The organism is Pyrobaculum calidifontis JCM 11548 (assembly GCF_000015805.1).
GTDB lineage: Archaea > Thermoproteota > Thermoprotei > Thermoproteales > Thermoproteaceae > Pyrobaculum > Pyrobaculum calidifontis.
The window spans coordinates 1,876,672-1,900,015 of sequence record NC_009073.1 but is presented as its reverse complement, the minus strand read 5'-3'; the positions used below and the strand labels follow the sequence as shown (position 1 = coordinate 1,900,015).

The 23,344-nt window shown below is 59.6% G+C and carries 29 protein-coding genes and 3 tRNA genes; 22 read left to right on the top strand and 10 right to left on the bottom strand.

Going from position 1 to position 23,344, the window contains the following annotated elements:
• Nucleotides 1–74: 74 nt before the first annotated feature.
• The 4 genes from PCAL_RS10855 to PCAL_RS10840 all read left to right on the top strand — a co-directional run bounded on the left by PCAL_RS10855 (nucleotide 75) and on the right by PCAL_RS10840 (nucleotide 2,289).
• Nucleotides 75–512 (top strand): NADH-quinone oxidoreductase subunit B, encoded by a 438-nt coding sequence (locus PCAL_RS10855; RefSeq protein WP_011850719.1) that lies wholly within the window; start codon nucleotides 75–77, stop codon nucleotides 510–512.
• Nucleotides 502–1,722, top strand: coding sequence for an NADH-quinone oxidoreductase subunit D (locus tag PCAL_RS10850; protein WP_011850718.1), 1,221 nt, complete (start codon nucleotides 502–504; stop codon nucleotides 1,720–1,722). Before PCAL_RS10855 ends, PCAL_RS10850 begins: the two co-directional genes overlap by 11 nt.
• Complete coding sequence (locus PCAL_RS10845) at nucleotides 1,719–2,021, top strand: hypothetical protein (protein WP_011850717.1); 303 nt, start codon at nucleotides 1,719–1,721, stop codon at nucleotides 2,019–2,021. Before PCAL_RS10850 ends, PCAL_RS10845 begins: the two co-directional genes overlap by 4 nt.
• A 161-nt stretch (nucleotides 2,022–2,182) precedes the next feature.
• Nucleotides 2,183–2,289 (top strand) — tRNA-His (locus PCAL_RS10840).
• Nucleotides 2,290–2,504: 215 nt separating this feature from the next.
• Here PCAL_RS10840 and PCAL_RS10835 read toward each other — a convergent pair.
• Complete coding sequence (locus PCAL_RS10835; protein ID WP_011850716.1) at nucleotides 2,505–3,530, bottom strand: glycosyltransferase; 1,026 nt, start codon at nucleotides 3,528–3,530, stop codon at nucleotides 2,505–2,507.
• 52 nt (nucleotides 3,531–3,582) lie between these two features.
• Nucleotides 3,583–3,729 (bottom strand): hypothetical protein, encoded by a 147-nt coding sequence (locus PCAL_RS10830; RefSeq protein ID WP_193322721.1) that lies wholly within the window; start codon nucleotides 3,727–3,729, stop codon nucleotides 3,583–3,585.
• Between the two features lie 60 nt (nucleotides 3,730–3,789).
• On the opposite strand from PCAL_RS10830, the gene PCAL_RS10825 reads away from it, so the two are divergent.
• A complete protein-coding gene (locus PCAL_RS10825; RefSeq protein WP_011850715.1) occupies nucleotides 3,790–4,422 on the top strand; it encodes a cyclase family protein in 633 nt (210 codons plus the stop codon).
• A 26-nt stretch (nucleotides 4,423–4,448) separates the two neighbouring features.
• Nucleotides 4,449–4,724, top strand: a complete 276-nt coding sequence (locus PCAL_RS10820; RefSeq protein WP_011850714.1) for an ATP cone domain-containing protein — start codon at nucleotides 4,449–4,451, stop codon at nucleotides 4,722–4,724.
• Here PCAL_RS10820 and PCAL_RS10815 read toward each other — a convergent pair.
• Nucleotides 4,690–6,036: a DUF402 domain-containing protein gene (locus PCAL_RS10815; protein WP_011850713.1), complete on the bottom strand. Its 1,347-nt coding sequence runs from the start codon at nucleotides 6,034–6,036 to the stop codon at nucleotides 4,690–4,692. The two genes, PCAL_RS10820 and PCAL_RS10815, sit on opposite strands and share 35 nt — an antisense overlap.
• Before the next feature lie 183 nt (nucleotides 6,037–6,219).
• Between PCAL_RS10815 and PCAL_RS10810 the strand changes: the two genes are divergently transcribed.
• The 5 genes from PCAL_RS10810 to PCAL_RS10790 all read left to right on the top strand — a co-directional run bounded on the left by PCAL_RS10810 (nucleotide 6,220) and on the right by PCAL_RS10790 (nucleotide 9,010).
• A tRNA-Pro gene (locus PCAL_RS10810) sits at nucleotides 6,220–6,330 on the top strand.
• Between the two features lie 147 nt (nucleotides 6,331–6,477).
• A complete protein-coding gene (locus tag PCAL_RS10805) occupies nucleotides 6,478–6,864 on the top strand; it encodes an aspartyl protease family protein (protein WP_011850712.1) in 387 nt (128 codons plus the stop codon).
• 177 nt (nucleotides 6,865–7,041) lie between these two features.
• Nucleotides 7,042–7,191, top strand: a complete 150-nt coding sequence (locus tag PCAL_RS10800; RefSeq protein ID WP_193322720.1) for a hypothetical protein — start codon at nucleotides 7,042–7,044, stop codon at nucleotides 7,189–7,191.
• 83 nt (nucleotides 7,192–7,274) lie between these two features.
• Nucleotides 7,275–7,799: a hypothetical protein gene (locus PCAL_RS10795; protein ID WP_011850711.1), complete on the top strand. Its 525-nt coding sequence runs from the start codon at nucleotides 7,275–7,277 to the stop codon at nucleotides 7,797–7,799.
• A 20-nt stretch (nucleotides 7,800–7,819) separates the two neighbouring features.
• Complete coding sequence (locus tag PCAL_RS10790; RefSeq protein ID WP_011850710.1) at nucleotides 7,820–9,010, top strand: glycosyltransferase; 1,191 nt, start codon at nucleotides 7,820–7,822, stop codon at nucleotides 9,008–9,010.
• Here PCAL_RS10790 and PCAL_RS10785 read toward each other — a convergent pair.
• Complete coding sequence (locus PCAL_RS10785; protein ID WP_226951962.1) at nucleotides 8,993–10,135, bottom strand: hypothetical protein; 1,143 nt, start codon at nucleotides 10,133–10,135, stop codon at nucleotides 8,993–8,995. The two genes, PCAL_RS10790 and PCAL_RS10785, sit on opposite strands and share 18 nt — an antisense overlap.
• 307 nt (nucleotides 10,136–10,442) lie before the next feature.
• Between PCAL_RS10785 and PCAL_RS10780 the strand changes: the two genes are divergently transcribed.
• On the top strand, nucleotides 10,443–11,357 hold the full coding sequence (locus PCAL_RS10780; RefSeq protein WP_011850708.1) for a glycosyltransferase: 915 nt from the start codon (nucleotides 10,443–10,445) through the stop codon (nucleotides 11,355–11,357).
• Nucleotides 11,358–11,388: 31 nt separating this feature from the next.
• Here the strand turns inward: PCAL_RS10780 and hemA are convergent, their stop codons facing one another.
• Nucleotides 11,389–12,564, bottom strand: coding sequence for a glutamyl-tRNA reductase (gene hemA / locus PCAL_RS10775; protein ID WP_011850707.1), 1,176 nt, complete (start codon nucleotides 12,562–12,564; stop codon nucleotides 11,389–11,391).
• Nucleotides 12,565–12,618: 54 nt separating this feature from the next.
• Here hemA and PCAL_RS10770 point away from each other — a divergent pair, with 54 nt between their 5' ends.
• The 7 genes from PCAL_RS10770 (at nucleotide 12,619) to PCAL_RS10745 (ending at nucleotide 16,799) form a co-directional block, all read left to right on the top strand.
• Nucleotides 12,619–13,659, top strand: coding sequence for a formate--phosphoribosylaminoimidazolecarboxamide ligase family protein (locus PCAL_RS10770; protein WP_011850706.1), 1,041 nt, complete (start codon nucleotides 12,619–12,621; stop codon nucleotides 13,657–13,659).
• On the top strand, nucleotides 13,656–13,811 hold the full coding sequence (locus PCAL_RS11635) for a hypothetical protein (protein WP_226951961.1): 156 nt from the start codon (nucleotides 13,656–13,658) through the stop codon (nucleotides 13,809–13,811). Before PCAL_RS10770 ends, PCAL_RS11635 begins: the two co-directional genes overlap by 4 nt.
• Nucleotides 13,787–14,140, top strand: coding sequence for a PaREP1 family protein (locus tag PCAL_RS10765; protein ID WP_226951960.1), 354 nt, complete (start codon nucleotides 13,787–13,789; stop codon nucleotides 14,138–14,140). The genes PCAL_RS11635 and PCAL_RS10765 overlap by 25 nt, the downstream gene beginning before the upstream one ends.
• A gap of 187 nt (nucleotides 14,141–14,327) precedes the next feature.
• Nucleotides 14,328–15,266 (top strand): ATPase domain-containing protein, encoded by a 939-nt coding sequence (locus PCAL_RS10760; RefSeq protein ID WP_193322719.1) that lies wholly within the window; start codon nucleotides 14,328–14,330, stop codon nucleotides 15,264–15,266.
• 3 nt (nucleotides 15,267–15,269) lie between these two features.
• A complete protein-coding gene (locus tag PCAL_RS10755) occupies nucleotides 15,270–16,001 on the top strand; it encodes a thermonuclease family protein (RefSeq protein ID WP_193322718.1) in 732 nt (243 codons plus the stop codon).
• Nucleotides 16,001–16,639 (top strand): hypothetical protein, encoded by a 639-nt coding sequence (locus PCAL_RS10750; RefSeq protein WP_011850702.1) that lies wholly within the window; start codon nucleotides 16,001–16,003, stop codon nucleotides 16,637–16,639. Before PCAL_RS10755 ends, PCAL_RS10750 begins: the two co-directional genes overlap by 1 nt.
• 48 nt (nucleotides 16,640–16,687) lie before the next feature.
• Nucleotides 16,688–16,799 (top strand) — tRNA-Trp (locus PCAL_RS10745).
• A 288-nt stretch (nucleotides 16,800–17,087) separates the two neighbouring features.
• On the opposite strand, the gene PCAL_RS10740 is transcribed toward PCAL_RS10745, so the two are convergent.
• Together PCAL_RS10740 and PCAL_RS10735 are read right to left on the bottom strand one after the other, a co-directional pair.
• Nucleotides 17,088–17,288 (bottom strand): hypothetical protein, encoded by a 201-nt coding sequence (locus PCAL_RS10740; protein ID WP_193322717.1) that lies wholly within the window; start codon nucleotides 17,286–17,288, stop codon nucleotides 17,088–17,090.
• A gap of 260 nt (nucleotides 17,289–17,548) precedes the next feature.
• A complete protein-coding gene (locus PCAL_RS10735) occupies nucleotides 17,549–17,905 on the bottom strand; it encodes a NifB/NifX family molybdenum-iron cluster-binding protein (protein WP_193322716.1) in 357 nt (118 codons plus the stop codon).
• A gap of 102 nt (nucleotides 17,906–18,007) precedes the next feature.
• On the opposite strand from PCAL_RS10735, the gene PCAL_RS10730 reads away from it, so the two are divergent.
• From PCAL_RS10730 to PCAL_RS10720, 3 genes are read left to right on the top strand one after another with little or no spacing between them, the layout of a single operon-like run.
• Complete coding sequence (locus PCAL_RS10730) at nucleotides 18,008–18,193, top strand: hypothetical protein (RefSeq protein ID WP_193322715.1); 186 nt, start codon at nucleotides 18,008–18,010, stop codon at nucleotides 18,191–18,193.
• A 39-nt stretch (nucleotides 18,194–18,232) separates the two neighbouring features.
• A complete protein-coding gene (locus PCAL_RS10725) occupies nucleotides 18,233–19,252 on the top strand; it encodes a hypothetical protein (RefSeq protein ID WP_011850700.1) in 1,020 nt (339 codons plus the stop codon).
• Nucleotides 19,249–20,094 carry a transcription factor IIB gene (locus tag PCAL_RS10720; protein WP_011850699.1) on the top strand — a complete coding sequence of 282 codons (846 nt, stop codon included), beginning with the start codon at nucleotides 19,249–19,251 and terminating at the stop codon, nucleotides 20,092–20,094. Before PCAL_RS10725 ends, PCAL_RS10720 begins: the two co-directional genes overlap by 4 nt.
• Before the next feature lie 94 nt (nucleotides 20,095–20,188).
• Here PCAL_RS10720 and PCAL_RS10715 read toward each other — a convergent pair whose 3' ends face one another.
• The 3 genes from PCAL_RS10715 to PCAL_RS10705 form a co-directional block, all read right to left on the bottom strand.
• Nucleotides 20,189–20,488, bottom strand: coding sequence for a hypothetical protein (locus PCAL_RS10715; RefSeq protein ID WP_011850698.1), 300 nt, complete (start codon nucleotides 20,486–20,488; stop codon nucleotides 20,189–20,191).
• Nucleotides 20,489–20,614: 126 nt separating this feature from the next.
• Nucleotides 20,615–21,148, bottom strand: a complete 534-nt coding sequence (locus PCAL_RS10710) for a hypothetical protein (RefSeq protein WP_011850697.1) — start codon at nucleotides 21,146–21,148, stop codon at nucleotides 20,615–20,617.
• The gene (locus PCAL_RS10705; RefSeq protein ID WP_226951959.1) at nucleotides 21,136–23,313 is read right to left on the bottom strand and encodes a hypothetical protein; all 2,178 of its coding nucleotides are present in this window, start codon (nucleotides 23,311–23,313) and stop codon (nucleotides 21,136–21,138) included. The genes PCAL_RS10710 and PCAL_RS10705 overlap by 13 nt, the downstream gene beginning before the upstream one ends.
• Nucleotides 23,314–23,344: the final 31 nt, after the last annotated feature.

The following is a 23,344-nucleotide window of genomic DNA, read 5'->3' as shown; positions in this document are numbered from 1 at the left end:
AAAGTACCTGGAGAAGAAATTTTAATTATATAAAATTTTTAAAAATCTTTTTAAAGGGAAGCGGCGTTAAACCCATGAGAACTCTTTTGAAAAAGACCGTGGACAAGGTGGCCAAGTGGGGCACTAAGTGGTCTCTATGGCCGCCCCACCTCGTCACCGCCTGTTGCGGCGTGGAGTTCGGCCACGCCTTCGGCTCCGCCTACGACGCCGAGAGGTTTGGAATGCTTCCCATGGGCTCCCTTAGGCAGAGCAACATAATTGTGATTGAGGGCACGATCACCATGAAGATGGCGAAGTTTGTAAAATATGTATACGAGCAGATGCCCGAGCCCAAGTACGTAATAGCCATGGGCGCCTGCGCCATTAAGGGCGGGGTCTTCTACGGGAGCTACCACATGGTCCCCGCCTCCAAGGTGGTGCCAGTCCACCAATACGTCTCCGGCTGCCCCCCGACCCCCGAGGCCCTCCTAAAAGCGGTGAAAAACCTCCAGGACAAGATATATGCAGAGTGAGTGGCCGTTCACGGCCAAGTTCGGGGACACCTTCTTCGTAGAGAGGGAGGAGGAGCTCTTGAGGGGCCGCCGCGGCCTTGTGCTAGTGGTAGGCCCACAGCACCCAGGCTCTGGCCACATGAGGCTGTTCCTAGTGTTGGACGGGGACATAATAGTGGACGTAGTCCCAGACCCGGGCTTTGTCCACCGCGGCGTGGAGAAGCTGGCCGAGAACAGGCCCTACTGGACGTTGATACCTCTCGTGGAGAAGGCCTCAATAATGGACAGCATGAATATAACGTACCCGGCGGTATTGGCGCTCGAGAAGGCCCTAGGCCTAGAGCCGCCTCCCAGGGCGCAGTACCTCCGCTTAATCATGGCGGAGCTCTCCCGGATAAGGACACACCTCTACGACCTAGCCCTCCTGGGCATATTCCTCGGCCACTCCACGGCCTTCATGTGGGGCTTCGCCCTACAGGACCTATTCGCCGAGGTATTCGCCAAGATAACAGGGGCCCGCACCACTATATCGTACCCGGCGCCGGGCGGCGTGAGGCGGGACTTCAAGCCAGAGCACATCGCGCTGGTGGAGAGGCTCTTGGCCAAGGTGGAGAAGAAGCTCGGCGACTTCAAGACGCTGTTCTTAGACAACCCAGTGACCAAGGCCAGGCTGGAGGGCGTCGGAGTCTTAGACGCCAAGGCGGCGGCCGAGGTCGGGGCAGTGGGGCCATTCGCCAGAGGGTCCGGCATAGACTTCGACGTGCGGTCCGCCTACCCCTACGACGCCTACCGAGAAATAGATTTTGAGCCAGTGGTGGAGAAGGCCGGCGACGCCCTTGCAAGAGTCATGGCCAGGTGGCGCGAGGTCTACGCCTCCATAGACCTCGTCAGACAAGCCCTGAGAAGCCTCCCAGAGGGAGACGTAGTCGACCAAGCCCTCCTCGTCAAAAACCCAGAACACAGGCGAGAGGGCATGTCCGGAATACTCGGAGTCTACACCTATCTCTACCCCGAGCCAGGGGAGCACATGGGCATGGCGGAGGCCTCCAGGGGCCTCGCCTACGTCCACATATTTGCCACGGGGACTCAGCGGCTCTACAGAATGCGATTCGTGACCCCCAGCTGGCGCAATCTGCGGGCAATGATAGAGGCCATGAAGGACCAGAGGCTAGCCGACATGCCGGCCATATACATGTCATTCGGCTACTTCCCGCCGGAGGCGGACAGATGACCCGGCTAAAGTTAGTAGACATAGACACAAAAAACGCCGTGGAAATAGACATAGATGGCCAGGCGCACCCCACTAAGATAATAGACAAGCTGAAAGAGCTAGGCATCCTAAAGCCAAACGAGACCGCCATGTTCGGCGTATCGCCAGACGAGCGGCACATATACTACGTGCCAGCGGCCACAGTAGACCAGCTAATCGCCTACCTCAATCAGACAAAACAGATACTGTACTACCGACGCTACCCAATCCACGGATACCGAGGGCCCACGACAACGCAACAAGAGCGCCAAACGGCCTAAGGCGCCACCTAAGCGACTTGTCTACAACACTGTCAGCTGAAGAACGCCGCCAGCAGCCAATGACTCAGAGAGGCAGAGATTACGCACACAAGCAAATACACGCGCTCTTCTGCACACAGGGGCCCCCTAAAAATTTTTAAACTTTAGCTCAGAAACCCCCGGCCGCCGTAGTCTAGCGGCTAGGATACGCCCATGCGCCTAAGGGCGGGTTGTGGTCCCGTTGACCCGGGTTCAAAAGGGGAAACCCCTGGGAGTCCCGGCGGCGGCCTCCATATTTATCAACGTCCTCCTCAGGCATCGGTGCAAGAAGTACGCAATATTACGTACGATGAGAGTGTAGGCGTAGAGAAACCTTCCCCGTTGCAAGAGACTCGTCGTCTGCAAGAGAGAAATGTGTGGATAGCTGAAATTAGCCTACGCCCTTGCTATCCCATGCCACGGCCTTCTACGCATGGTGCCGTCTTAAATGGTACTATAGCGGCTTTAGGTCTTGTCTATTACATAGAAGTGGCGTGTCCTCCTTACGGCGCCGGCTAGTAGGCCTATGAGTTCTAGGAGCGAGGCCAGCCACACGTCAACTATGTACCTCCTCGCCTTGAGGCTGCCGTACACGTAGACGCCGGCGTATATGCCAGTCACCACTGCCGCTAGGTTGGGCCCGTAGAGGACCCACAGGGGGGCGGTGGCCCAGAGGGCGGCTGAGAGGGCCACGGCCGCGACGGCGGCCGCGTTGCCGTAGCGGAGCGCCTCGTGGAGGGAGTTGGCCCACCTGGCCCTCTGGCGGAGGAAGTCGCGGAGGGAGTTCGGGCTCTTCACAGACACCCTGGTGGAGGTTTGGAAGACTTTGTAGCCGCGGCGGAGTAGCTCCATGGCGAATCTGAAGTCCTCTGTGACTGTGTCGCCCATGGAGGGCCAGATCTCTCTGAGCACGTCTCCCCTCACGATTAGCAGCTCGCCGTGGAGGCCGAAGATGGGTCTCTTCAGGAGGCGGAGGGCCAGCCTCTGCCTAGTCAAGTCGTCGAAATGCCTCACCCAGTCTAGGGCGTAGGCGAGTCTAGACTTCCCCGGCCTAGGCACGAGCACCCCGTTGCCCGCCACGTACCCCCTAGCGCCGTAGTAGGCGATGTCCCGCAGAAACTGCCTGTCGAGCGGGTAGCTGTCGTCGTCGAGGAATATGTACCAAACGTCGCCGCGGGCGTAGTTTTTAACAAACCACCTAATAGCCCGGTACTTAGAGCCGTCCTCCTCCCTCGGGACGACGAGCACGTTGGAGAAGGGCAGAGGCCTAGACGAGACGACCACGTACCTCAGCCCCAGCTCCTCTAGACGCCCTACCGTCTCCCGCAAGGCGGGCAACACGCGCCAGTCTCCAACCGTAACCACCACCACGAGGTAGTTCTCAACCTCGGGTCCCCCGCCCGGCCTAGCCCGCTGGCCGAGGCCGATTAGCAGAATGGCGAGGTACAGCCCGCCCAATACGTTAGACACTACGTATGCCAGCTCAATCACGCCTATCCACTTGTGCCACTTTAAAACAGTGAAGAGAGAAGACCCACGGCCCTCAGCCGTCGGCGCCGATTTCGCCGACAGCGCCAGGCGGGGCGAACCCGTCCAGCGCCGCCGGCTTATCCCCGCGCCCCCCGGGGGAGGCCCGGGGAGTGGGCCCGGGGGCGGCTGAAGGCCGTGGGTTGTCTCTACAATGGTACATAGTTATAACAGTGACGTGGTAATACACTTATAATTTAAATATGGAAAAGTTCTACTTCCCATGTACATAGATTTGACACAGTACCTGGGTCCAGACACGCCGGTGTTCCCGGGCTATCCAAGGCCGGCTCTCCTGCAGTGGAGTAAATACGACGTGCACGGCTACTACTCCAACGTCCTCTTTGCCCCAGAGCACGTGGCCACGCACGTGGACTCCCCCGCGCACTTTGTCCCAGGCGCCAAGACGGTGGACCAGATAGACCCGGCCAAGTTCATCTCCAGATTCGTGGCCCTGGACTTCTCCCACCTCCCGCCGAGAGGGGCCGTGACGCTTAGGGACTTCGAGGCGTCTCTGCCGCGGGGCGTGGAGCTGGGGCCCGGCTGGGCTGTGCTAATAAGGACGGGCTACGACGCGTATGCGGGAAGCGAGAAGTGGCTTGAGCACCCCGACATAAGTCCAGAGCTGGCGGAGCACTTGGCCAAGCTCGGGGTAAACGCCGTTGGAGTAGACGCCCCAAGCCCAGACCACGCCCCCTTCGAAGTGCACAAAATTCTGCTGAGCCGCGAGGTGTTGATATACGAAAATTTGACGAACCTAGGGGCCGTGGTTGGGAGGACTGGTCTCTTCATAGGCCTGCCGTTGAAGATAAAGGGCGGCAGCGGCGCGCCAGTGAGGGCTCTGGCGCAAGTATAGATTTATATACAGGCGCAGGGGGATATATGGTCAAGGTAATTAAGAGGGATGGGAGAGAGGAGGAGTTTGTGGTTGAGAAAATTGTCGTGAGCATATTGAAGGCGGGCGCCCCCGTGGACGTGGCGAGGAAGATAGCGAAGAAGGTGGAGTGCGCCGTCATGGACCGGGAGTCTGTCACGGCAAAGGAGCTGACAATGCTCATACTCACTGAGCTGAAGAAGGTGAACGAGCAGTGGTATCGGAACTGGATAGTCTTCGACCAGGCGGTTAAGAGGAGGCGGACTGAGGAGGAGCTTCAATAATCCCCCTTTCTCCGCAGGCCACTGGCGGGGACAGGACCCCGCTGGGAGGCCTAAGCCTCGCCGGGAAGACGTCCTCGTACCTCCTGTACTCCTCCAGGTCCAGCACCTTGGCCTCGCCGCCGACGTACGCCACGTCTACGAGGAGGTCGATGTATATAATCCGCCTGCCCCACTCGGGCTCTGAGTTGACGTTTATGTACGTCCCCACGGCCCTCCCCTCAGGCGTGTAGTAGGTGTGGACCACGTAGTTCCCCCGCCTAGGCACACAGGTAAGGGCGTAGAACCCCCTCTCAATCTTAACCCCAATCCCGTCTAAGACGCCGCCCGGCCTGAGAGGCCTCTTGACCACTAGCCAGTCGCCGAAGACGCCCACCGCCTCTCCCCGCATCTTCACCATCTCTCCCCAGGGCTTTATGTGCCAAATCTCCACAGCCCCCCTAGCCAAAAACTCGGCCGCCCGCTCATAGGCCTCCACGCCCAAATAGTCGAGTAGGTCGAGGCATTTGCCGAGCCCCTGTGCCCTAAGCGCGTGGTGGCCACGCGCCGTGGGGACCACCGACCTCCTAACCTCGTCCAGCCTCTCCTTCGCCGCTTTGTCGAACAGCGCCAGCGCCAGACACCGCCCACGCCTAAGCACAGCACCCGCCTCTCCCCCCTTAGCCAGCTCCACCAGCTCTCTGTAGAGGGCCTCCGCCTCTCTAACAACGGCCTCATCCTCCGCGAACCGCGCCGACGATTTAAACCTCACCCCCAGGCCCCCCAGCCAGCCCAGCCTGGTCTCGGCGAGGAGCCTAAGCCTCACCCGCTCCCCCTCCGGAATGTGGCGGCTAAACCTAACCCCTGGCGAAGTGCTGAGCTCCACGTAGTCGCCTTCGACTATGATGTCGGGGACGGCCACGCCCTCCACTGGGCCGAGAGGCGGCCTCACCACGGTGAAAACTCCCACGGACCCCACCGTCGGCGCAAACCGAGGTGGTACCCTCAGCACAATGCCCCCCGGCCCTTCCACGCGCCCCTCGCCCACAACTTTGCCCACAAACACGTCGTGTACGCCCAGATCCGCCTTAACTACTACGGGATCCACCGCCTCTCTAAGCCTTTCCACAAAGGCCTCCACGGCGCCGCACTTCCCCAGCACGACAACCCCACTTTTCGACTCGTGGTCAATCACAGTGACGTCAGGCGGCGAGTTGTCCACAGGCAGGTCAAACCTCTCCACAATCTTCCCCGTAGGCTGGACAATGGAAAAACCCCAGTCCAACGCCAACTTCGTCAACGCCGTGGCGAAAATCCCGCGGATCCGCACCTTCACGTACAAAAACAAAAAACAGGTTAAAAACGGTGATGAATCCTTCCGCTAAGGACACGTGACGAATACAGCGGCTCTGACCTCTCCAGCGCGTCTGGCAAACAGAATCGGCCCTACGACGCGGTGGTCGTCGGCGCAGGCCCCGCGGGGCGCAAAAACTTAAATAAACGGAAAGTAGGTGGCAAGGGGGCCGTAGTCTAGCCTGGTAGGATAGGGCACATCCCCCTGAAGCGCGGTTCGGGTCCGCGTGACCCCGGGAGGGAGACCCCGGGAATTCAAATCCCGGCGGCCCCACCACACCCTACTCATAAACAGCTCACTAGTATTACACACCGTTGGCTACCCAAGCGTATCACGCAGGCTTACTTCATCTTCGCTACGTGTTGTAGTGACATCGTTCCCGAGGAAGTACGGCACGTCCATACGCGTTACGCACGTCCCGGCTTGAGACATTTATTGGGGAGCACCATTGTCTCTGTTGGCACGTTTTCTGCGAGGGCGAGGATCTGGAATCCCGCGGACAAGAGGAGGGAAGCCGTGGTTGAGCTGGTGGTAGACACGGGGGCTACCTACACCGTGTTGCCGCGCTCTCTGTTCGAGAGACTGGGCATATCGCCCATCAGGTCAATGCGGCTTGCAGATGGGAGAACTGTGGAAAGGCCACTGGGCGAGGTGGGGATAGAGGTAAAGGGCCGCTACGCGAGCGCCACACCTGTAGTCTTCGGCGAGGAGGGCATCTACCTCCTCGGCTCTGTGACCATGGAGGAGCTGGGCCTAGCCCCAGACCCCGTGGAAAAAAGACTCAAGCCCACAGAGGCGTTGCTGATGTAGCAGTGAACACAGCGCCGGACCTTTGACAGTATATAGCCTGCTATAATCTCTAAAGGCAGATAAAAACAGCGTATAAGTCCTTTAGAGTATAGAGTCTTGTCAATGCCGGTGGCTTTGAAAGGCCGCCGGCCTGACGGGCTTATCGATGTTTTTATTTAGCTCGTCCTTCTCGGTGGCGTGATAATTGCCACTTACCTCCCTCTTTATCGAGTTTACGAGCTGGAGCTGTTTAAGAAGAATGTAGAGGTGGTCCAGGCCGAGAGGGCTGTGGTGTGCGTGGATTACTTCACGTCTGATAAGTTGAAGCAACTTGTCGAGGGGTACTGAGGGATTTGGGGGTGGAGGCGGAGCTGTTGGCGGGGAATTGACAGAACCGCTCCTCGTGCGTCCTCCGCCTCCTCAGGCTCATCGTGGAGGAGGGGGGAGATGGGCTGGTGGTGGATTCGGACAACCTCCTCCCTCACGACTTCCCCTTGCTCGACGAGAAGCTGGATTTGCCCCTCTACCACCTCTCGGATGTCCCGTGGGAGCATCCCAGGGTTGTGAGGAGGGAGAACCGCGGCGGAGTAGAGGTGTACTACTGGAGTGTGAAGAACTTGTGGGGGCGCGTAATGCACGTCTTCGCCGGGCCTAAACAGGGCATAAGGATTAAAAAGCCCGTGCTCAATGTCGGGGCCATCGACTACGTGCTCTCTGTGGTGGCAGATGAAATTACGATCGGCATTGTCTACGACAAGTCGGGCATATCCGAGGTGCCTTTCATAGTAGCCACGAAGCACTTGGGCCACTCCAGCTACCCCCGCCTGGGACACCACAAGGCCATACGCAGGAAGATCTACGCCATGGCCCTCGCCAGGCTCTACTGGAAGACGGGCTACGCGCTCCCAGCCCTCCGCTACGCCGCCACAGCTCTCATCTGGGGGCTATCCTTTTAACCCCCCGCACAGACGCTTCCATGTCTCTTGTGGCACACCACTACTGGGGCTCCCCCGGCGGGGGCCAGTTGGTCTGCGCCGCGGCGGCCTACGCTCTGGACAAGGCGGGGTTGGCGCCCGTGCTCAGCGGCACGTTTAAGTTTGACCCGGGGAAGTACGTGGAGTGGTACGGCATAGACATCTCCAAGTACCCCCGCGTAACTCTGCCAGTGGGCGCCAAGGCCTTCGGCCTTTGGGCCAGGCTCCTGGTGTGGTTGCCGGCCAAGAGGGCCGTTGAGAAGTACAGGCCGCGGCTCATTTTCACAGACGAGGTGGCGTATAAGCCCATCGCCGGCGCGGCGCCCCTGGTGGAGTACATACACTTCCCCTTCGAGGTGTTCATAGACCCCCGCTTCAGGGGCACCGGCCTGGCCTATGGGGAGGATCCCTACATAACAGAGCGCTACTCCCGCTTCCCGCTGAGCCTCTACTGGCGCATCTACGTCAAGCTGTTGCCAAGGTACGCCAGGGAGAACCCCTTCCACTACGCCAGCCTAGTCCTCGCCAACTCAAGCTGGACCGCCGACGTGGCCAAGGAGGTATATGGGGAGAGGCCAACCGTCCTCAACCCCCCAATTGCGCCCAACGTAGAGGTGGTGGAGTCGCCTAGGCCCTTCGAGGAGAGGGAGCCCGCCGTGGTTATGCTGGGCCGCTTCTCGCAGGAGAAGCGCTACCACTGGGCCGTCACAGAGGTGGCGCCGCGCCTCGTGAAAGAGGTGCCGGGCGCAATGCTGTACATCTTCGGCGGCGCCGCCACGCCCACGCTGAGGGCCTACATGGAGGAGGTGAAGAGGCTGGCTGAGAAAAGCGGCGTGGCACACGCCGTCCGCCTAATCCCCAATGCCCCGAGGCGGGAGATAAACGCCACCATGGACAGGGCCAGGGCCTTCTTCCACGCCACGATAAACGAGCACTGGGGGATAGCCGTGGCCGAGGCCATGGCCAGGGGGCTACCCCCCGTGGTCCACAAAAGCGGAGGCACGTGGAGCGACTTGGCCCAGGGGGCCGGGCTGGGCTACGCAAGCGCTGAGGAGGCAGTGGAGCAGTTGGCCAAGTTCCTCACAGACCCCAAGGCCTGGAAAGCCGCGTCCGCCGCCTCCGTCGCCAAGGCAAAGGGTCTAACACTAGACGTCTTTGCCAAAAAGCTGGCCGACTTAGTGTCGGCGATTTAACAGGCGTAGGGCCAGCTGGCGGTAGACGGGCGAGGCGGCGAGGAGCACGGTTGCAACGGGCGCGGCGAGGTACAGCGCATAGGCGGCGGCGACAGCCAGCGCAACGGCTACATTAGTAGAGGGTTGGAGGGGGAGCGGGGGGACCAGCACGGCGGCGCCCAGCGCGGCGAAGTGGGAGAGGTACAGCGCGAGGAGTGGCTTCCACATTGGGAGATAGTAGAGCCTAACCACGGCGGAGTAGGCGAGGGCGGCGGCGTTCGCCGCCACGAGACCCACCGCCCCCAGCCTAGACACGGCCACGTAGGTCAGCAACACATTTGCGGGGAAGAAGGCGATGTCGAGGAGGAGGGCCTTGGCCGGCCTATCCCTAAGCGTGAGGATCTCCCTCGGTTCAACGCCCAACAAGACGTTCCACGCGTGAAGCTGAACCCCCGAGAGGAGTAGCGCTACTGCGTTTAGCCGCATCGCGGCCAAGAGCTCACCGTTTCCCAGCTCCTGCGGCCTAAGCACGGCCAAGAGGGCCTCAGGTGCCTTGAGCATAACCGCGGCGGGGACCGCATAGAGGAACAGAATAATGGCGCCGTCCACCAGCGCCCGCCTCTCCTTGTCCGCCGCGGTGAGGAGCGAGCCGTACATCAAGGGGACAATGGTGAGAGCGGGGTATACCATCTTTGACAGTTGGAAAAGCACAAACCCATAGTACAACATGACGGCGCCCCCCGCCGCCGCTACCACGTACTGCATAAGCCCGCCCAGCGCCGTGGTAGCCAGAGACAGAGTCTGAAAAGGCGCCCCCCTCACGAGGCGGAATAAGGTGAGGAGAGCACCCCTAAACGCCGGCTTGACTCTAATGGCGAGAGCTTGGGGCAGAGACATGAGCACGTTGACTGTGAGCACCGCCTCCACAGTTGGGTGCTGTCTAACGGCCAGGGCGCCCCCAATTTTCACAAGCTGAGACGCCGCCCCAAGCGCCGCCGCCAGGCGCTGTCTGTGAACAGAGAGGTAGGCCCCAGCCGGCACGGCGTAGAGCACGAGCATTGCCCCCAGCAAGGCGAGGAGCGCGGGGTCCCACGCGCCGTAGTGGGCAAAGAGAAGGAGGTAGCCCGCCGCCGCGGCCCACGCCACACCGGCGGTAAGAAGGCCAGCCGCGAAAAGGCTTCCATAGGCCCCCGGGTCCTTAGCTAAAACACGGGGATACCATCCGGTGACATAAGACATCAAATTAATTCCAATCGAGTATGCCGAGTTAACTAAGTTTAACACAGCCAAATCGTTCGGCGGAAGCCTTCTAGAGACAGACAACGAGAATACAAGAGATGCCAATAGGGCTAACCCACCAGAGGTAAAGGCTAAGAGCCTAGAACTGGAAAATCGCATAAGAGGTCTCCAGAGGAGGGTTTAAGATATTTTAACATCGCTGTTTTTCGACATAATGATTTTGTCTATGATTACGAAGAACTCGGCGGAGAAGGTGGGAGCGGATTTCGAGGCCGTCTGGGTCTCCTCGCTACAAGTGCCTTACCGCGCCATAATCCTCGTAGACGACTCCGATACGCCTAAGACGAGGGAATTTGTAAAACGCTTTGCCGATGCGCATGGGAAAGAGCTTGTTGTGGAGAGAAGCAGGCTGTACGGGTGGCACAAGCCCACCCGTGCCACTGCTAGGCAGACCGCCATTGACATCTTCTTCGAGCGGTTCAGTGACGAGTGGCTCTTCTTCCTAGACGATGACTTCATATTGAGAAGCGGCTGGTGGGAAGAGGCGCGGGGCTATGTGGAAGAGCCCCGCGTTGGCCTTGTGTGGGGAATTGACTATACGCCGAGATGGCAGGAGAGAGCGGCGTGGGTGAGAGTCAGGGGATTTGACGAGGTGACTCATGCAATTGAGAACTTCAAAGTGAGAGGTGGGCTCCATGACACGCTCCTGAGGAGACGCGCGTTGGAGGGGGTTAAGATACCGCCCTGGCTTAACGTGTTTGAAGACGCATGGGTTAAGAAATATGTGGAGTGCAAAGGGTGGGAGTGGCGGATAGTCAAGACGGGTGGAGACCACTTACGTGATGAGACGACTGGGGGTTATGAGAGGGCTGACTTCTACATAATGGCCTACGTCTCCTCTGCCCTTAAGCTAGAGCCCGTGTCGTGGCGTAGCTTCCTAAAGGCACTCCTCGGCTTACCCGGCTACGTCTATTATTCTGCAAAGGCGTACGGACTGCGGTTAGCGCTACAGCGAGGGATAGACAAGTGGAGACATAGGGTGATATACCGTTGGCTGTTGCTAAGACATAAGCGCAATGAGGATCCCTGTCACGTTGTGATAACAAGCTCACTATCACCGCCGAGATAAAGTAGAGGAGATCTTGCATTTTTTAGATGTATTAAGATTGCAAGGCTTCTTGTAGGAGTTGGATGAGTTTTGCGGCTTCTTCCGCTTTACCGTTTTCAGCCATTTCCTTGAGTTTTGTAATTAGGGGAAGTAGGGTTCTCTTGACTGTGGTTTTGGCGGCTAGGACAGCTGTGTCGCACCCGGCCCGCTTCCCCTCCTCCTCTGCGGCGGCCATGGCCTGGGCCATTATGGCGGATGTTGCCTCTTCCACGTAGCGCCTGGCAAGCAGTCTGGGCAGGCGGGCTACCTCCTCATCCACGATGGCCCAGGCCTTTTCCACCTCCCCTGCCCTTTCCCTGTTGTACTCCTCTGCCAGCTCTCTCAAGTCCTCTATTTTGACCACGGCGACGGGTAGGTTGGGGACCACGGAGCTGGGGACGCCGAGGTCGACGATTACCTTGACTCTGGCCTCCGGGGGGACGCGCTTGATAACCGGCTGGAGGGTGTGGACTGAGGAGAAGACCACGTCGCATTCGGCGAGGCACTTCTCCACCTCCTCCTCTGTGAGGGGCCTCGCCTCGCCTCCCACTCTGTTGGCCACTTCCACTGCCTTTTCATAGGTGCGGTTTAGGACGACGAGCCTTTTGACCCCCCTGGCCGCGAGCTCCATGGCCAGTCCCGCTCCCACTGCCCCCGCGCCGAGGACTGCGACAGAGGCCTCTCTGAGGTCCAACATCCTCGACACGTACATCACCGCCAGGGAGCCGAGGCCTCTGGGCCCCCTGGAAATTCCCGTCTCTGTCCTCACCCGCTTCCCCACTCTCACCGCCCTCTCCACCACCGTCTTGAGGAGCCCCCTGGTGTACCCCGCCTTTACCTGCCTGTCGTAGGCCTCCTCCAGCTGGCCCAGAATGTCGGTCTCGCCTATGAGCATGGAGTCGAGGCCTGCCGCCACTGCGAAGAGGTGCCGAGCCGCCTCTGCCCCCCTAAGCACCTTTACTCCCTCGGCGAAGCGCCTGTAGCGGGCGGCCACCCGCGCCACTTCCTCCTCCGACGCGCCGTATAGGTAGACCTCTACTCTGCCACATGTGTGGAGGACGAACATGGGCGTGGCCTTGGCCAACTCCTCGGCGCATTTTCGCATCTCCTCGGCGAGGGCCCCCAACGCGTCGCCTCCCACTTCTCTGTAGGTTAAAACGACGGCGGAGAGGGGGGCGAGGAAGTCCATACGAGGTCCGCCGCCCCAATTTTAAAGTTTTTATTATCCGTGGGAGTGTAGGCCGTGGTCTCGGTGGCGGTGCTTGCCTCTCACAGCGCCTTGGATGTGTTGGACGGTGCCAGGGACGAGGGGCTGAGGACTATTGCCGTTGCAAAGAGGGGGAGGGATAGGGCGTATCGGGAGTTCCCCGTGGTGGATAGGCTCATCGTGTTGGAGGACTACCGGGACATATTGAAGATCGTCGACGTGTTGAAGGCGGAGGAGGCTGTGTTTGTGCCAAACCGCTCTTTCGCGGTGTATGTGGGCTATGACGCCATTGAGAGAGAGTTCCCCGTGCCCATCTTCGGCAATAGGTTTCTGCTGAGGTGGGAGGAGCGGACGGGGCCCTACAACTACTACCGCCTCTTGGACGAGGCGGGGATAAGGAGGCCCCGGACCTTTAGACCCGACGAGGTGGACAGGCCTGTGATCGTTAAAATGCCGGAGGCGGAGAGGAGGGTGGAGAGGGGGTTCTTCGTGGCGAGGGACAGAGACGACCTCTACAAGAAGGCCAAGAGGCTGGCAGAGGCGGGGGTGATTAGGCTGGAGGACCTCGACCACGCGTCGATAGAGGAGCTAGTCCTCGGCGCACACTTCAACGCCAACTACTTCTACTCCCCCCTACGCAGGAGGCTTGAGCTCCACAGCTTTGACAGGAGGATACAGAGCGACTTAGACGGCGTCTACCGCCTCCCAGCGAGAGAGCAACTGGAGCTAAACCCCGAGGTTAGGTACATAGAAGTGGGCCACGAGCCGGCCACCATAAGAGAGTCCCTCCTGGAGAAGGTGTTCGACGTTGGGCATAGGTTTGTGGAAGCGGCGAGGAGGCTCGTGCCGCCTGGGGTAATTGGCCCATTCACCCTCCAGTTCATCGTAACCCCCCAGCTGGACCTCGTGGTGTACGACGTGGCGCCTCGGATAGGCGGGGGTACAAACGTCTACTTGGGCGTGGGCGGGCAGTATTCAAAGCTGTACTTCGGTAGGCCCATCTCCATGGGTAGGAGGATTGCCATGGAGATAAGAGAGGCAGCCCAGCAGGGGCGGCTGGAGGAGGTTACCACATGATGGAGGCCCTTCTGCTCCCCCGCCGCATCGCCGAGGCGCTTAGACGCGCCGCCGAGGCCGAGGGGGTGTGCCTAGAGGACCTCCTCCTGGACTGGCTCACCCGCGGCGCCGACCTCCACAGAGGGCTGTGGAATATGCAAGGGCAGCCCTAGACCTCCTTGAGGCGGCCAGGGCCGAGCTAGCGGCTGGGGACCTCAGGCAGGCCAGCGAAAAGGCGTGGGGGGCCGCGGCCCTGGCGGTCAAGGCCTACGCCTATTGGCGGGACTCCCAGAGGCTGGCCTCCCACGGGGAGCTGTGGCGCTACGCCAAGAAGATGGCCGAGGAGCTCGGCGACTGGGTACACGACGCGTGGGCTCAGGCCAACGCCATGCACATAAACTACTACGAGGGGTGGGCCCAGAGAGAGCAAGTGGAAAAGGCGATAGAGAGAGTGGCCCGGCTAGTGGAAGAAGTGGCGAGGAGAATAGGCGTGAAGCCGTAAATGCCCAGGGGTCTTCGCGGAATGCCAGCCTTCAAGTGAGATGTCGCAGAGGCGTGAACACGACGGTTCCATTGACTAGTCCCATAAGTTGCCGAAAATAACCATAAGACGGCTTTCCACATACGTAGACACAGACTAGGAAGCCCCATTATCTTAACACGTATAAACCCGGCCACGAGATATGGGTATGAGCAAGAAGAGGGAAAGAGACCCCCTAGAGGAGCTTGAGGGAGTTGGCCCTAAGACGCTTGAGCGTCTTAGGGAGCTTGGGGTTACGTCTGTGGAGCACTTGGCCGAGTTCACCGTTGAGGAGCTGGTGGAGGCTGGCGTGGAGTACGACCGCGCCGTCAAAATCCTTCAACAGGCAATTCAGCGCGTCGGCACGACTAGGCCGTTAACGGCTAGGGAGCTCCGCTCGCAACAGAGGCGCGTTTTCAAGACCGGAGTCTCCGAATTCGACGAGAAGACTCCCTGGCGCGGCATCCGCGAAGCCTTCATCTACGAATTCGCCGGGGAATTCGGCGCGGGCAAGTCCATGCTGGCACACCAGCTCTCTGTCGCGGCGTTGGCGCAGGGCTTCACGACGCGTGTGGTGTACATAGACACCGAGGGGACGTTCAACGACGGCCTTGTCGAGGCAGTGGCAAAGAGGTTCGGCCTCGACGTCGACAAGGCGTTAGAGGCAATCGTCGTTTATCAGCCGGCCAACGTGGTTCAGCTTGAGCAAATCGTCAAGTTCGACCTACCACGGCACATAGCGGAGGGCTGCCGCCTCGCCGTGATTGACACCATTACTGCGCTGTACCGCGCCGAGTTCGTTGGGAGGGAGATGCTGGCGGCTAGACAGCAACGCATTCACTACCTCGTGGATTGGCTGAGGAGACACGCCAGGACGTTTGGGCTAACGTCGGTGCTCACAAACCAGGTCATGGACGTCCCCGAGGCCTTTTCCGTGGGCAAGAGGCCCGCCGGGGGAAACGTGTTGGCGCACGCGGTAAACGCCAGGTTCATGATGGCTAGGCCGAATAAGGCCAAGGCGGAGGGCTACATGTGGCCTCTCGACGTCCCCGGCATGCCCCCGGACGTCCGTATAGACTACCGCATCACGGATGCTGGCCTAGAGTAGGGTGTGTTGAGGTTGGGCTTGTTTGCCGCTGTTGTCGCTCTTGCGCTGTTGTTTGCAGTCCCAACGTTTGGCGCAGTTGAGGAGCACTGCGGCGTAGTCACTAGGGTCGTCGATGGGGACACGTTCTATGTGTCTGGCTTGCCCGAGCGGGTTAGGCTGGCCGACGTCGACGCTCCCGAGCTCTCTACTGCTGAGGGGCAGAGGGCCAAGGCGGCGCTTGAGGCCCTCCTCCTGGGGAGGCGGGTCTGTCTAGACATAGACGACTTGTACAAGACCGACAGATATGGACGCTTCGTCGCTGTGGCGTACCTCGACTACAACGAGACGCATTGGCTGAACGTAAACCAGTGGCTCGTCGAGCGCGGCTACGCCGCATACGTGGACTACCCCAACGAGTTCCACCCGCCGTGGCCCCTCTACTTGCCCAAGGCCGCTGCGCCTAAGGCGACGACCAGCGTAACCCCCGTCACCGTCACAGTAACTCAGACTTCCACCACTACGGTGGCGACCACAAACACAGTCACAGCCACGGTGACGGTCACCAAAACTGTGACAGATACAGTGGTGGTTACGCATACGGTAACGCAAAAGGAGCCTGTCACGTACACGGTAACCACCACTACCACGGTAACTGAAACTGCCATAGCCTTCGGCGGCTACGCCTTGGCACTGTTAGCCGTAGTCGTGGCCCTACTGCTAATGGCGGCTGTCGTAGCTAAATTAGCCAAGCGATAATGCCTCGAAACCGCCGCATAGGCTATACCACAGGCAAAAATAGACGCCCCAACGGCGACCCCCTCCGCATCGCCCTCGACAGGCTTAGGCGGGATTTCCCCGGAAAGAGCCGGTCGTGGGTCAAGAGGGCCCTCTTCAGACTGCCCCACGTGCGCGAGGTGAGGGAGGGCCTCTACGTCGTGGAGGGGGTGAGGGAGCTGGGAGACTGGAAGCCGCTCTACCAAGTGTGGTGGAGCGCGAGGGAGGGGCGGTGGGAGTGTACTTGCTACTACTCCACATTCGGCTGGAGGAGGCGGAGGGGCATTTGCACACACGTGGCCTCCGTCCTCCTCTACCGCCGCTTCAAGAGGGCGGTTGAGGCAGTGGAAAACCGCCCCGTCTACTTCGCCTCGGCGGAGGTGGAGTGCGTAGACGTAAAGGTGAGGGGGGCGCTGGAGCACCGCGTTGTGCCATTGGAGCAGTCTGACACAATCCTCGACTGTGGGAAAAGGCGCAGATTCGCCGTCTACGTCGTGTCGGCGGAGCCAGAGGTGGAAATCCTATGTGACAACGCCCCCGTAAAGCTCCAGGGAGTCAAAGTAAGCTATAAGGTAGCCAAGGCGCTCCTCCAAGACGCCCAACGCGGAGATGCGCCATAGCGCCGAATAGGGCAGTTAAACTTTTAAGCAGAAAAAGATAGCACGTACGGGCCGTTAGCTCAGCCAGGCAGAGCGGCGGGCTCCAGACCCGTAGAGCCGCCGGCGCGGAAGCCAGGGGTTCAAAAGGGGGAACCCCCTGAGAGTCCCCTACGGCCCACCACTCTTCTCCGCCTCTTCCTATTTCGTACTTTGGCAGTAGGGCACTCATCTTACGGCTCTCATCTGCTATTTCCTCTACCTTGGACTTGTCGTATGGGCTTATCCTAATGCTACGCGCCCATGATCTGCCGCCGCGACAATTCTCGCCATTTTGGCTACTCAAATACACGCTTGGTGGTTTCCACATCACCTGTGGACATCACAGGCCTCGCCTCTTTTGTCTTTTTCCACATTGCTGGGGAAACTTCGCCACGGCTCCGCGTCGGCTTAGCTCTTGAGCGTCTATAGGTCAGTTTTCTTGTGCCGCACTGCCGAGGCCGTATATAACTTCGCTGAGGCTAGCGGCCTCCTCTTTCCCAATTACAAATCTTCCGCCGTTGCGGTAGAGCAAGTATGTACTTCCGCCTGTCTCGGTCGTAGCGGCTGACTTAGAGGTGGAGTTGAAGAAAGTGGAGGCGGCCAATAAGGACAGCGGCACGTCGATCTTCACGGGGGCTACTTGGACGAGATTAGAGGGCTGTTTTGAGCAATGTTCCGCCGTGGCGAGGAGAACCCCCTGGCCGACATCGTCAAGCTGAGCCTTGACGTGGCCGGGGGGTGGGGGGCTGGAGTGAGAACAGATGATTAAGGGGTTGGTGGACTCCGAGAGGACCAGGCGGCTTTGGCCACAGTGGACTGCCGCTGGTCAAGGGGTGTGCAATGTGCGAGAGTACTGCCCAGTGAGATTGTGATGGAGCAGGCTAGCCCGTATTAGTGTTCGTGGTGGGGCTCGTGGGCTAGCTCTTCGGGGAACTCTCTTAGCTCGCCTCTCTTCCACTTCTCCACGGCTTCTCTCAGCGTCTTGGCGTCTGCGTAGTACACGGTGACGCCCTTTTGCCTAAAGGCGGCGTACGCTGGCTTCCCGATCTCCTTTGTGATCACTACATCGGGCTTCAGCTTAGTGTACAGCTCGGCCCACCTAGGCCCTCTCCCAGTTATCACCTTCGGCCCCTCTACTATTGTCAAACTGTCTCCATCTACGAGGGCGAAGTAGGGGGCGTGGCCGAACTCGTCCGATATCTTGGAGTCCCACCCCCTATTCTCATCTAGGGGAACAACGACGCGCATATAGGCGTAGGGTTTGTAGTTATTAAGCATTTCCGCAGTGGACCGCCAGCAGGGTGCCCGCTGTAGTCGAAAAAGAATTTAACCCGGGGCGGCGGCTTGGCTGTGGAGGCAGAAGAGAACGTCTCTGACGTGGAGGTTGAAGAGACGTTGGAGAGGGTGGAGGAGCTTAGGAGGAGGATGGCCGCCGTGTGGGATAGGTTTGAGGAAGCCAAGCTTGCCTGGCGGGAGTTAGTCCGAAAGCGGGCGGAGAGGTTGCTTAAGGCAGGGGGCCCGCGCCGAGACACATAACGGCGGCCCAATTTTTTATATCTCAGCCACTGGGCCTCCGTGGGGTATGTGGAGTTGCGGTGCCGGTACTGCGGCGCGCCGCTTGACGTGACGCCTGACTCGGTGGTAGTCGTGTGTAGGTACTGCGGCCAGCCCAACTTTCTTGACGGCTCCGCCGGGAGGGCGCTGGCCGTGCCCACGCTCTCGGCCTCCGAGGTCATTAGACGCGCCGTGGAGAGGACGAAGAGGGACTTCAACCTCGGCAGGCGGATGCGGGACATAAACTTCGCCGCCCCCACGCTCCTCTACCTGCCCTTCTACCTAGTGGACGTGGCAATGTCCGCAGTGTACAAAGCGCGCGTAGTCGTGACCTACACCAAGACGGTGTACGTAGGAGGGAGGCCTCAGACGCGGGTGGTGACTAGGACCGTCGACGTGGAGGGCGCCGTGCGGCTTAGCGACGTGGTGGCCGTGCTTGCGAGGAGGTCTGCATGGGGCCTCTCCGTGGACAAGCTAGTGGACCACTTCTTCAAGACTGCGCCGGAGCCCAAGCCTCTGCCCGAGGTGGCGAAGGAGGCCGCCACTGCCTCCGCCTTTCTTGCGGGCGAGTTTACAGAGGAGCAGGCCAAGGCCAAGGCGGTGCGCGCCCTCGTCCCCAAGCTCTTGGCCGCCGTGGACAGCGACGCCTCTGAGAGAGCCAGGGCTATGCTGGGCGTCATCGCCGCCGCCACGAGCGTGGTGGACAAGGCCGTGGACTACACAGTGGAGAAGCTCGCCGTGTCGCCGCTCACCTACTTGCCCATGTGGATTGTGCCGTACTTCTACAAGGGGTCTCACTACAGCTACTACTCCGCCGGGTGGGACGGCGCCGTGGTAGTGGCCGAGGAGCCCTCCTTCGTGGAAAACAGGGCGATAAGCGTCGTGGGCGCCGCCGCGGCGGCCGGCCTACTCGGGGGACTGGGCGCGGCGGTAGCAGTTGCGGCAGACCCACTGTTTGGAGCCGCGGCGCTGGTCGGCGGCGCGGCCGCTGCGTACCTCGCGGCTGGGGGCCTTTTGAAGAGCAGGAGGGTAGAGACGTGATTATCCAGTGCCCCTTCTGCGGCGCTAAGTACGAGGCGCCGCCCGGGCGCAGATTCTACGTGTGTCCATACTGCGGCACAGCGCTGAGCGAGGGAAAGACCTATGAAAACGTCTACATCTTCAAGCCCGCGGTGGACAAGACCGCGGCGTTTAAGGCTGTGCTAAACTTTAGACCCACGGCGGCCCCCGAGGACCTCCCCGCCGCATCCCCAGTGGAGGCAGAGCTACACTTCCTCCCCCTCTACCTCTACTACGTGTCTTTCCCACCTCTCGACCAACTTGCCACATACGCCACAGCCCTAGCCACCTCTAGCCCCCCAGTCCCCCTCCCGACGGGCTTTAGATTCCCCGCGAGGTGGCGCACCCCATTCAAGCCCACCCTAGAGAGAGTCGGAGTCTTCCACTCGCCGGACCTAGACCCAGAGGCCGCCTTCACCTCGCTTCAAGAGGTGGTGGAAGAGGCCAGGGCATACGCCCAGGTCTTCAAGGTGAAGATAGGCGTTGAGTGGCGCCTCGAGGGCCTCGTCTATTACCCCATCTGGCGCTTGGCCTACGACTACCGCGGAAGGAGGTACAGTGCGGCGGTCGACGCCACAGACGGCACAGTGCTCTACATGGAGTACCCAATATCGGCGAGAGGCCGCGCGGAGGCGCTGGGGATGGCCGCGGCCGTTGTGGCCGGCGCCGCGGCGCTTGGCGCAATGGCGGCGGCTTATGTGGGCCTGCCGCCGGCCCTCGGCGCAGTGGGCGGAGGCGTCGCCAGCCTGGGAGCGGCGACCAGGCTCGTGCTCAACTTAGCCGCGGCGAGAGTGGGCAAGTACAAGGCAGAAAAGAGACTCTAGCTACAGGGACCTCTTAGTACTCCCTATGTAAGACTTGACCACTGTTTGACTACTCGTTTGAAGTTGGATTGTGTGTCTGCTGTGGCCAGTGTGTTTACTTGCGCAGGAGACTTAGCAGGGCAACCAGCGAGGCGAAGACCAGCACTACGCCGACTACGAGGAGGGGCGACGCACCGCCGCCGTAGATGAGGGCTACGCCAACAATTAGCAAGAGCCCTCCCCAAAAGGCCGCTTCCCTCGTCCTACCTACTACGGCGTAGGACACGCCGAAGGTGGCCGCGGCTAGCCCGAGCAGGAAATTCACGGCCAGGGGCACTGTGCCTAGAGATGCCAAAATTAAGTAAATTCCCACCGCCAGCGTTGCCACTGCGGCGGCGACCTCCCCAGCACCCATGGGGATTAATGTTTGACTCTAAAATAAGTTAACTATCGACACTCTGGCACTGTCCCATGCCCCGCAGGCGCTAACAGACGGGGCTCCTTTTGCAAGAGCTTGCCCTAAACATACGTTGTAACGAGGTCACTCCTCTCTGGGCTTAATTCCCGCGGCTCTGTAGATAAATGCGGCTGAGATGTGCGCCAAGACCGTCGCCACGGCGGCGGGTATGAAGAAGGCGGGCACAGTCCACATGGCGTCTGGCATTAAGCCCTCCTTTGTGGCTCTCTCGACTAGCCCACCTGTTGCTAAGTCGATGAGGTAGAGATACACTCCGCCGAGCATGGCCACTAGAATCACATAGGCCACGCCGAGGAGTATTCCGAAACGTTTATACGCCAGGTAGAAAAAGGCTATCACGGCGGCTAGAAAGGAGAGAGGCGACACTGCCATGGCCGCCGTGTAAAGCGGCGCGGCGAAGAAAGGCGTATAGAGAAGTAGTAGGTAGACGTAGTGGCGCCCCTTTGCACCTAAGAAGGAGGCAAATAGGGCAGACCAGAGGAAGAGAAGTAGGCCGAAAAGCGAGGGCACCAGCGTCCCCCAAGGGACTACGAAGGCGAGTAAAGAGGCGAGACAGATGGCTGAAAAAAGGAGGAGTTTGTAGACTAGCTCAGCCATATGTAGATCGCCTCGGCCCCGGTGAGTCTCTTGAAGGCCCACAGTTTTACAAAACTGTGATCCACCTCAGGATAATATCGCTCAGCATTTGAAGGCCTAAGGTTTAAGTTTATGTTTGGCGTGGCTTCGATGGGATATACCTTGACGTATGTAACTGTAAATGTGGTAAATTTGTCGGAGTTAAAGAGGGCCCAGTAGAGCACGGTATCCCACGGCTTGTCGTTGGCCCACCCGGCGTTGTAGTACAGCTTCAAGGTGTAGGGATCTACATTTGCGGCATCGGCGCGGGGGCCTGCCGACTCTAGGAGCTGGCCCACGGCGTAGGAGAACACCGAGTGTATAAGTGTCTTGAACCTGTCTAACTGCAGGGCTCCCACTAGGAAGTCTACCGCCTTTTTAAGCATCTTGGCTATCCACACCCACTGAGGCGGGCTAAGCTCTTCAAACCTCGAATCTCCCACGTAGGCTGCGTAGATAGGGGCCCCAGTTGAGACTGGGATTGGGAACCTGAGGCGCACCTCCCAGTAGCCCACGGGCGATGTGGCGCCGGAGGGCTGGAGCACCCTTCCCGTTACATACATGACAATGGCCGGCCCCCGCGAAAGACTGTCTGCAAAAATACTCACAAGGCCGTGTACCCGTAGCTTGCTAGTCGCGTCGGAGCCGCCCCAGCCGCCGTACATTCCCAGCAACTGCAACTGGGTGAGGAGGTGTGGCTCTTGCCATATTTCAGGTATTTTGCCTTGACTATTCGGCGTTGATTTCCACACCTCGGCCCACCTAGACCCTCTCAGTGGGGTGTGGGGATTGAGCCAGTAGTATCTAACAAAGGGCGCGCTTCCGTCGTTGTACGAGATCCTCAGTTGATACATGAGATCCTCTGTCAGAGTCTTGGCGTGTCTAACCGCAAGCAGTGGAAATCCGCCGGAGATTTGCACGCTGTATCTACACGTTCCCGAGAGCTGGACTCCTGTGGACGAGCCGTATTCGTAGCTGTAGCCGTTTATGTAAAGCCTCCAGTACAGAGTCTGGCAAGCTCCGTTTACGGGGTCGGCCTCAATTACAACGCTTAGAGATCTTGTCCCGTCTTGCAACACGCCGTCAGGCATCATGTAGGGGCCTAGCAAAATGCTTGAGACCCTGGCCCCTACGTATATGGGACTTCGGCTACCGGCGAAGTCGCCCCACGCGACCTCTACAGAGTAGTCGGACACCTCAAAGCCGTGATGCACCGTTCTAATGTACTCAGCCATTCCCTGCACCTTCACCACAGGCGAGCCGCTTACAGACGTAATGTTCAAGATTACTTTCACGCCTATCTGCGTGTTTTGCGACGAGGTAGGGTTTACGCCGGCCACAGTGTAGTACATCGACCTAACAGCATAGAGGGGGTACTTCTCCTCGCCTATCTTGCTACATGTTCCATCAGAGTTGACCTTGTAGATTTGTACAACTATGTTGCCTTGCACTGTGCCGTTCACTGCGACGTAACCTAAGAGGAGCTGATTTACGTCTAACCCCACATACGCCACGTTTCTCACGTTCGAACAAACTTGGATGTCTCCGTGCGGCTGTACCTCCACTACGCCCACTTTTGCGTTGACATTTCTAAAGTAGACGCCCCCTAGTGGGTACACAGTGCTACCCACCGAAGCGGCCAGAGGCTCTGGCAGGGGCTCGGGTTGCCGGCCTTGCTGGCTTCCCCCTACTAGCCTCGCCCTGCCGCCCCTTTGCGGCACATAGCCCATCTCTGCGAGCACTTTTTCAAGGCTCTCCAGCGAGTCGACGATGGCCAGCACTGGCCCCCCGCTTCGGAAGCGGAGGGGGTACCTTCCTTGGGGAGTTTCTAGGTAGAAGTCGCCCGGCGTCTCGGGCGGAGGGCCGCGGGGAACTACGACGTAGGCTCTAGACATGTTGAAGAATTTGACGCGGGTGACGTTGCCAGTGAACGCAAAAACCGCATAGTCTTCGCCGGCAGGCGCCACGAAGAGGGGTAGCGGTCCGACGCCCACTACTTCGACGCCTCGCCCATAGATGTCTTCTGCAAGCTCACCGCTTATTTCTACTTCGTAGATTACAACGCCTATGCCTTTGGCTAAGGCCAGCCACGCCAGTAGTATCACTATTAGAGTACTCCGCATGGCGAATGCACCTCTAATCGGCATAGAGCACAGGGCCTAGACCCATGCCGCTGGT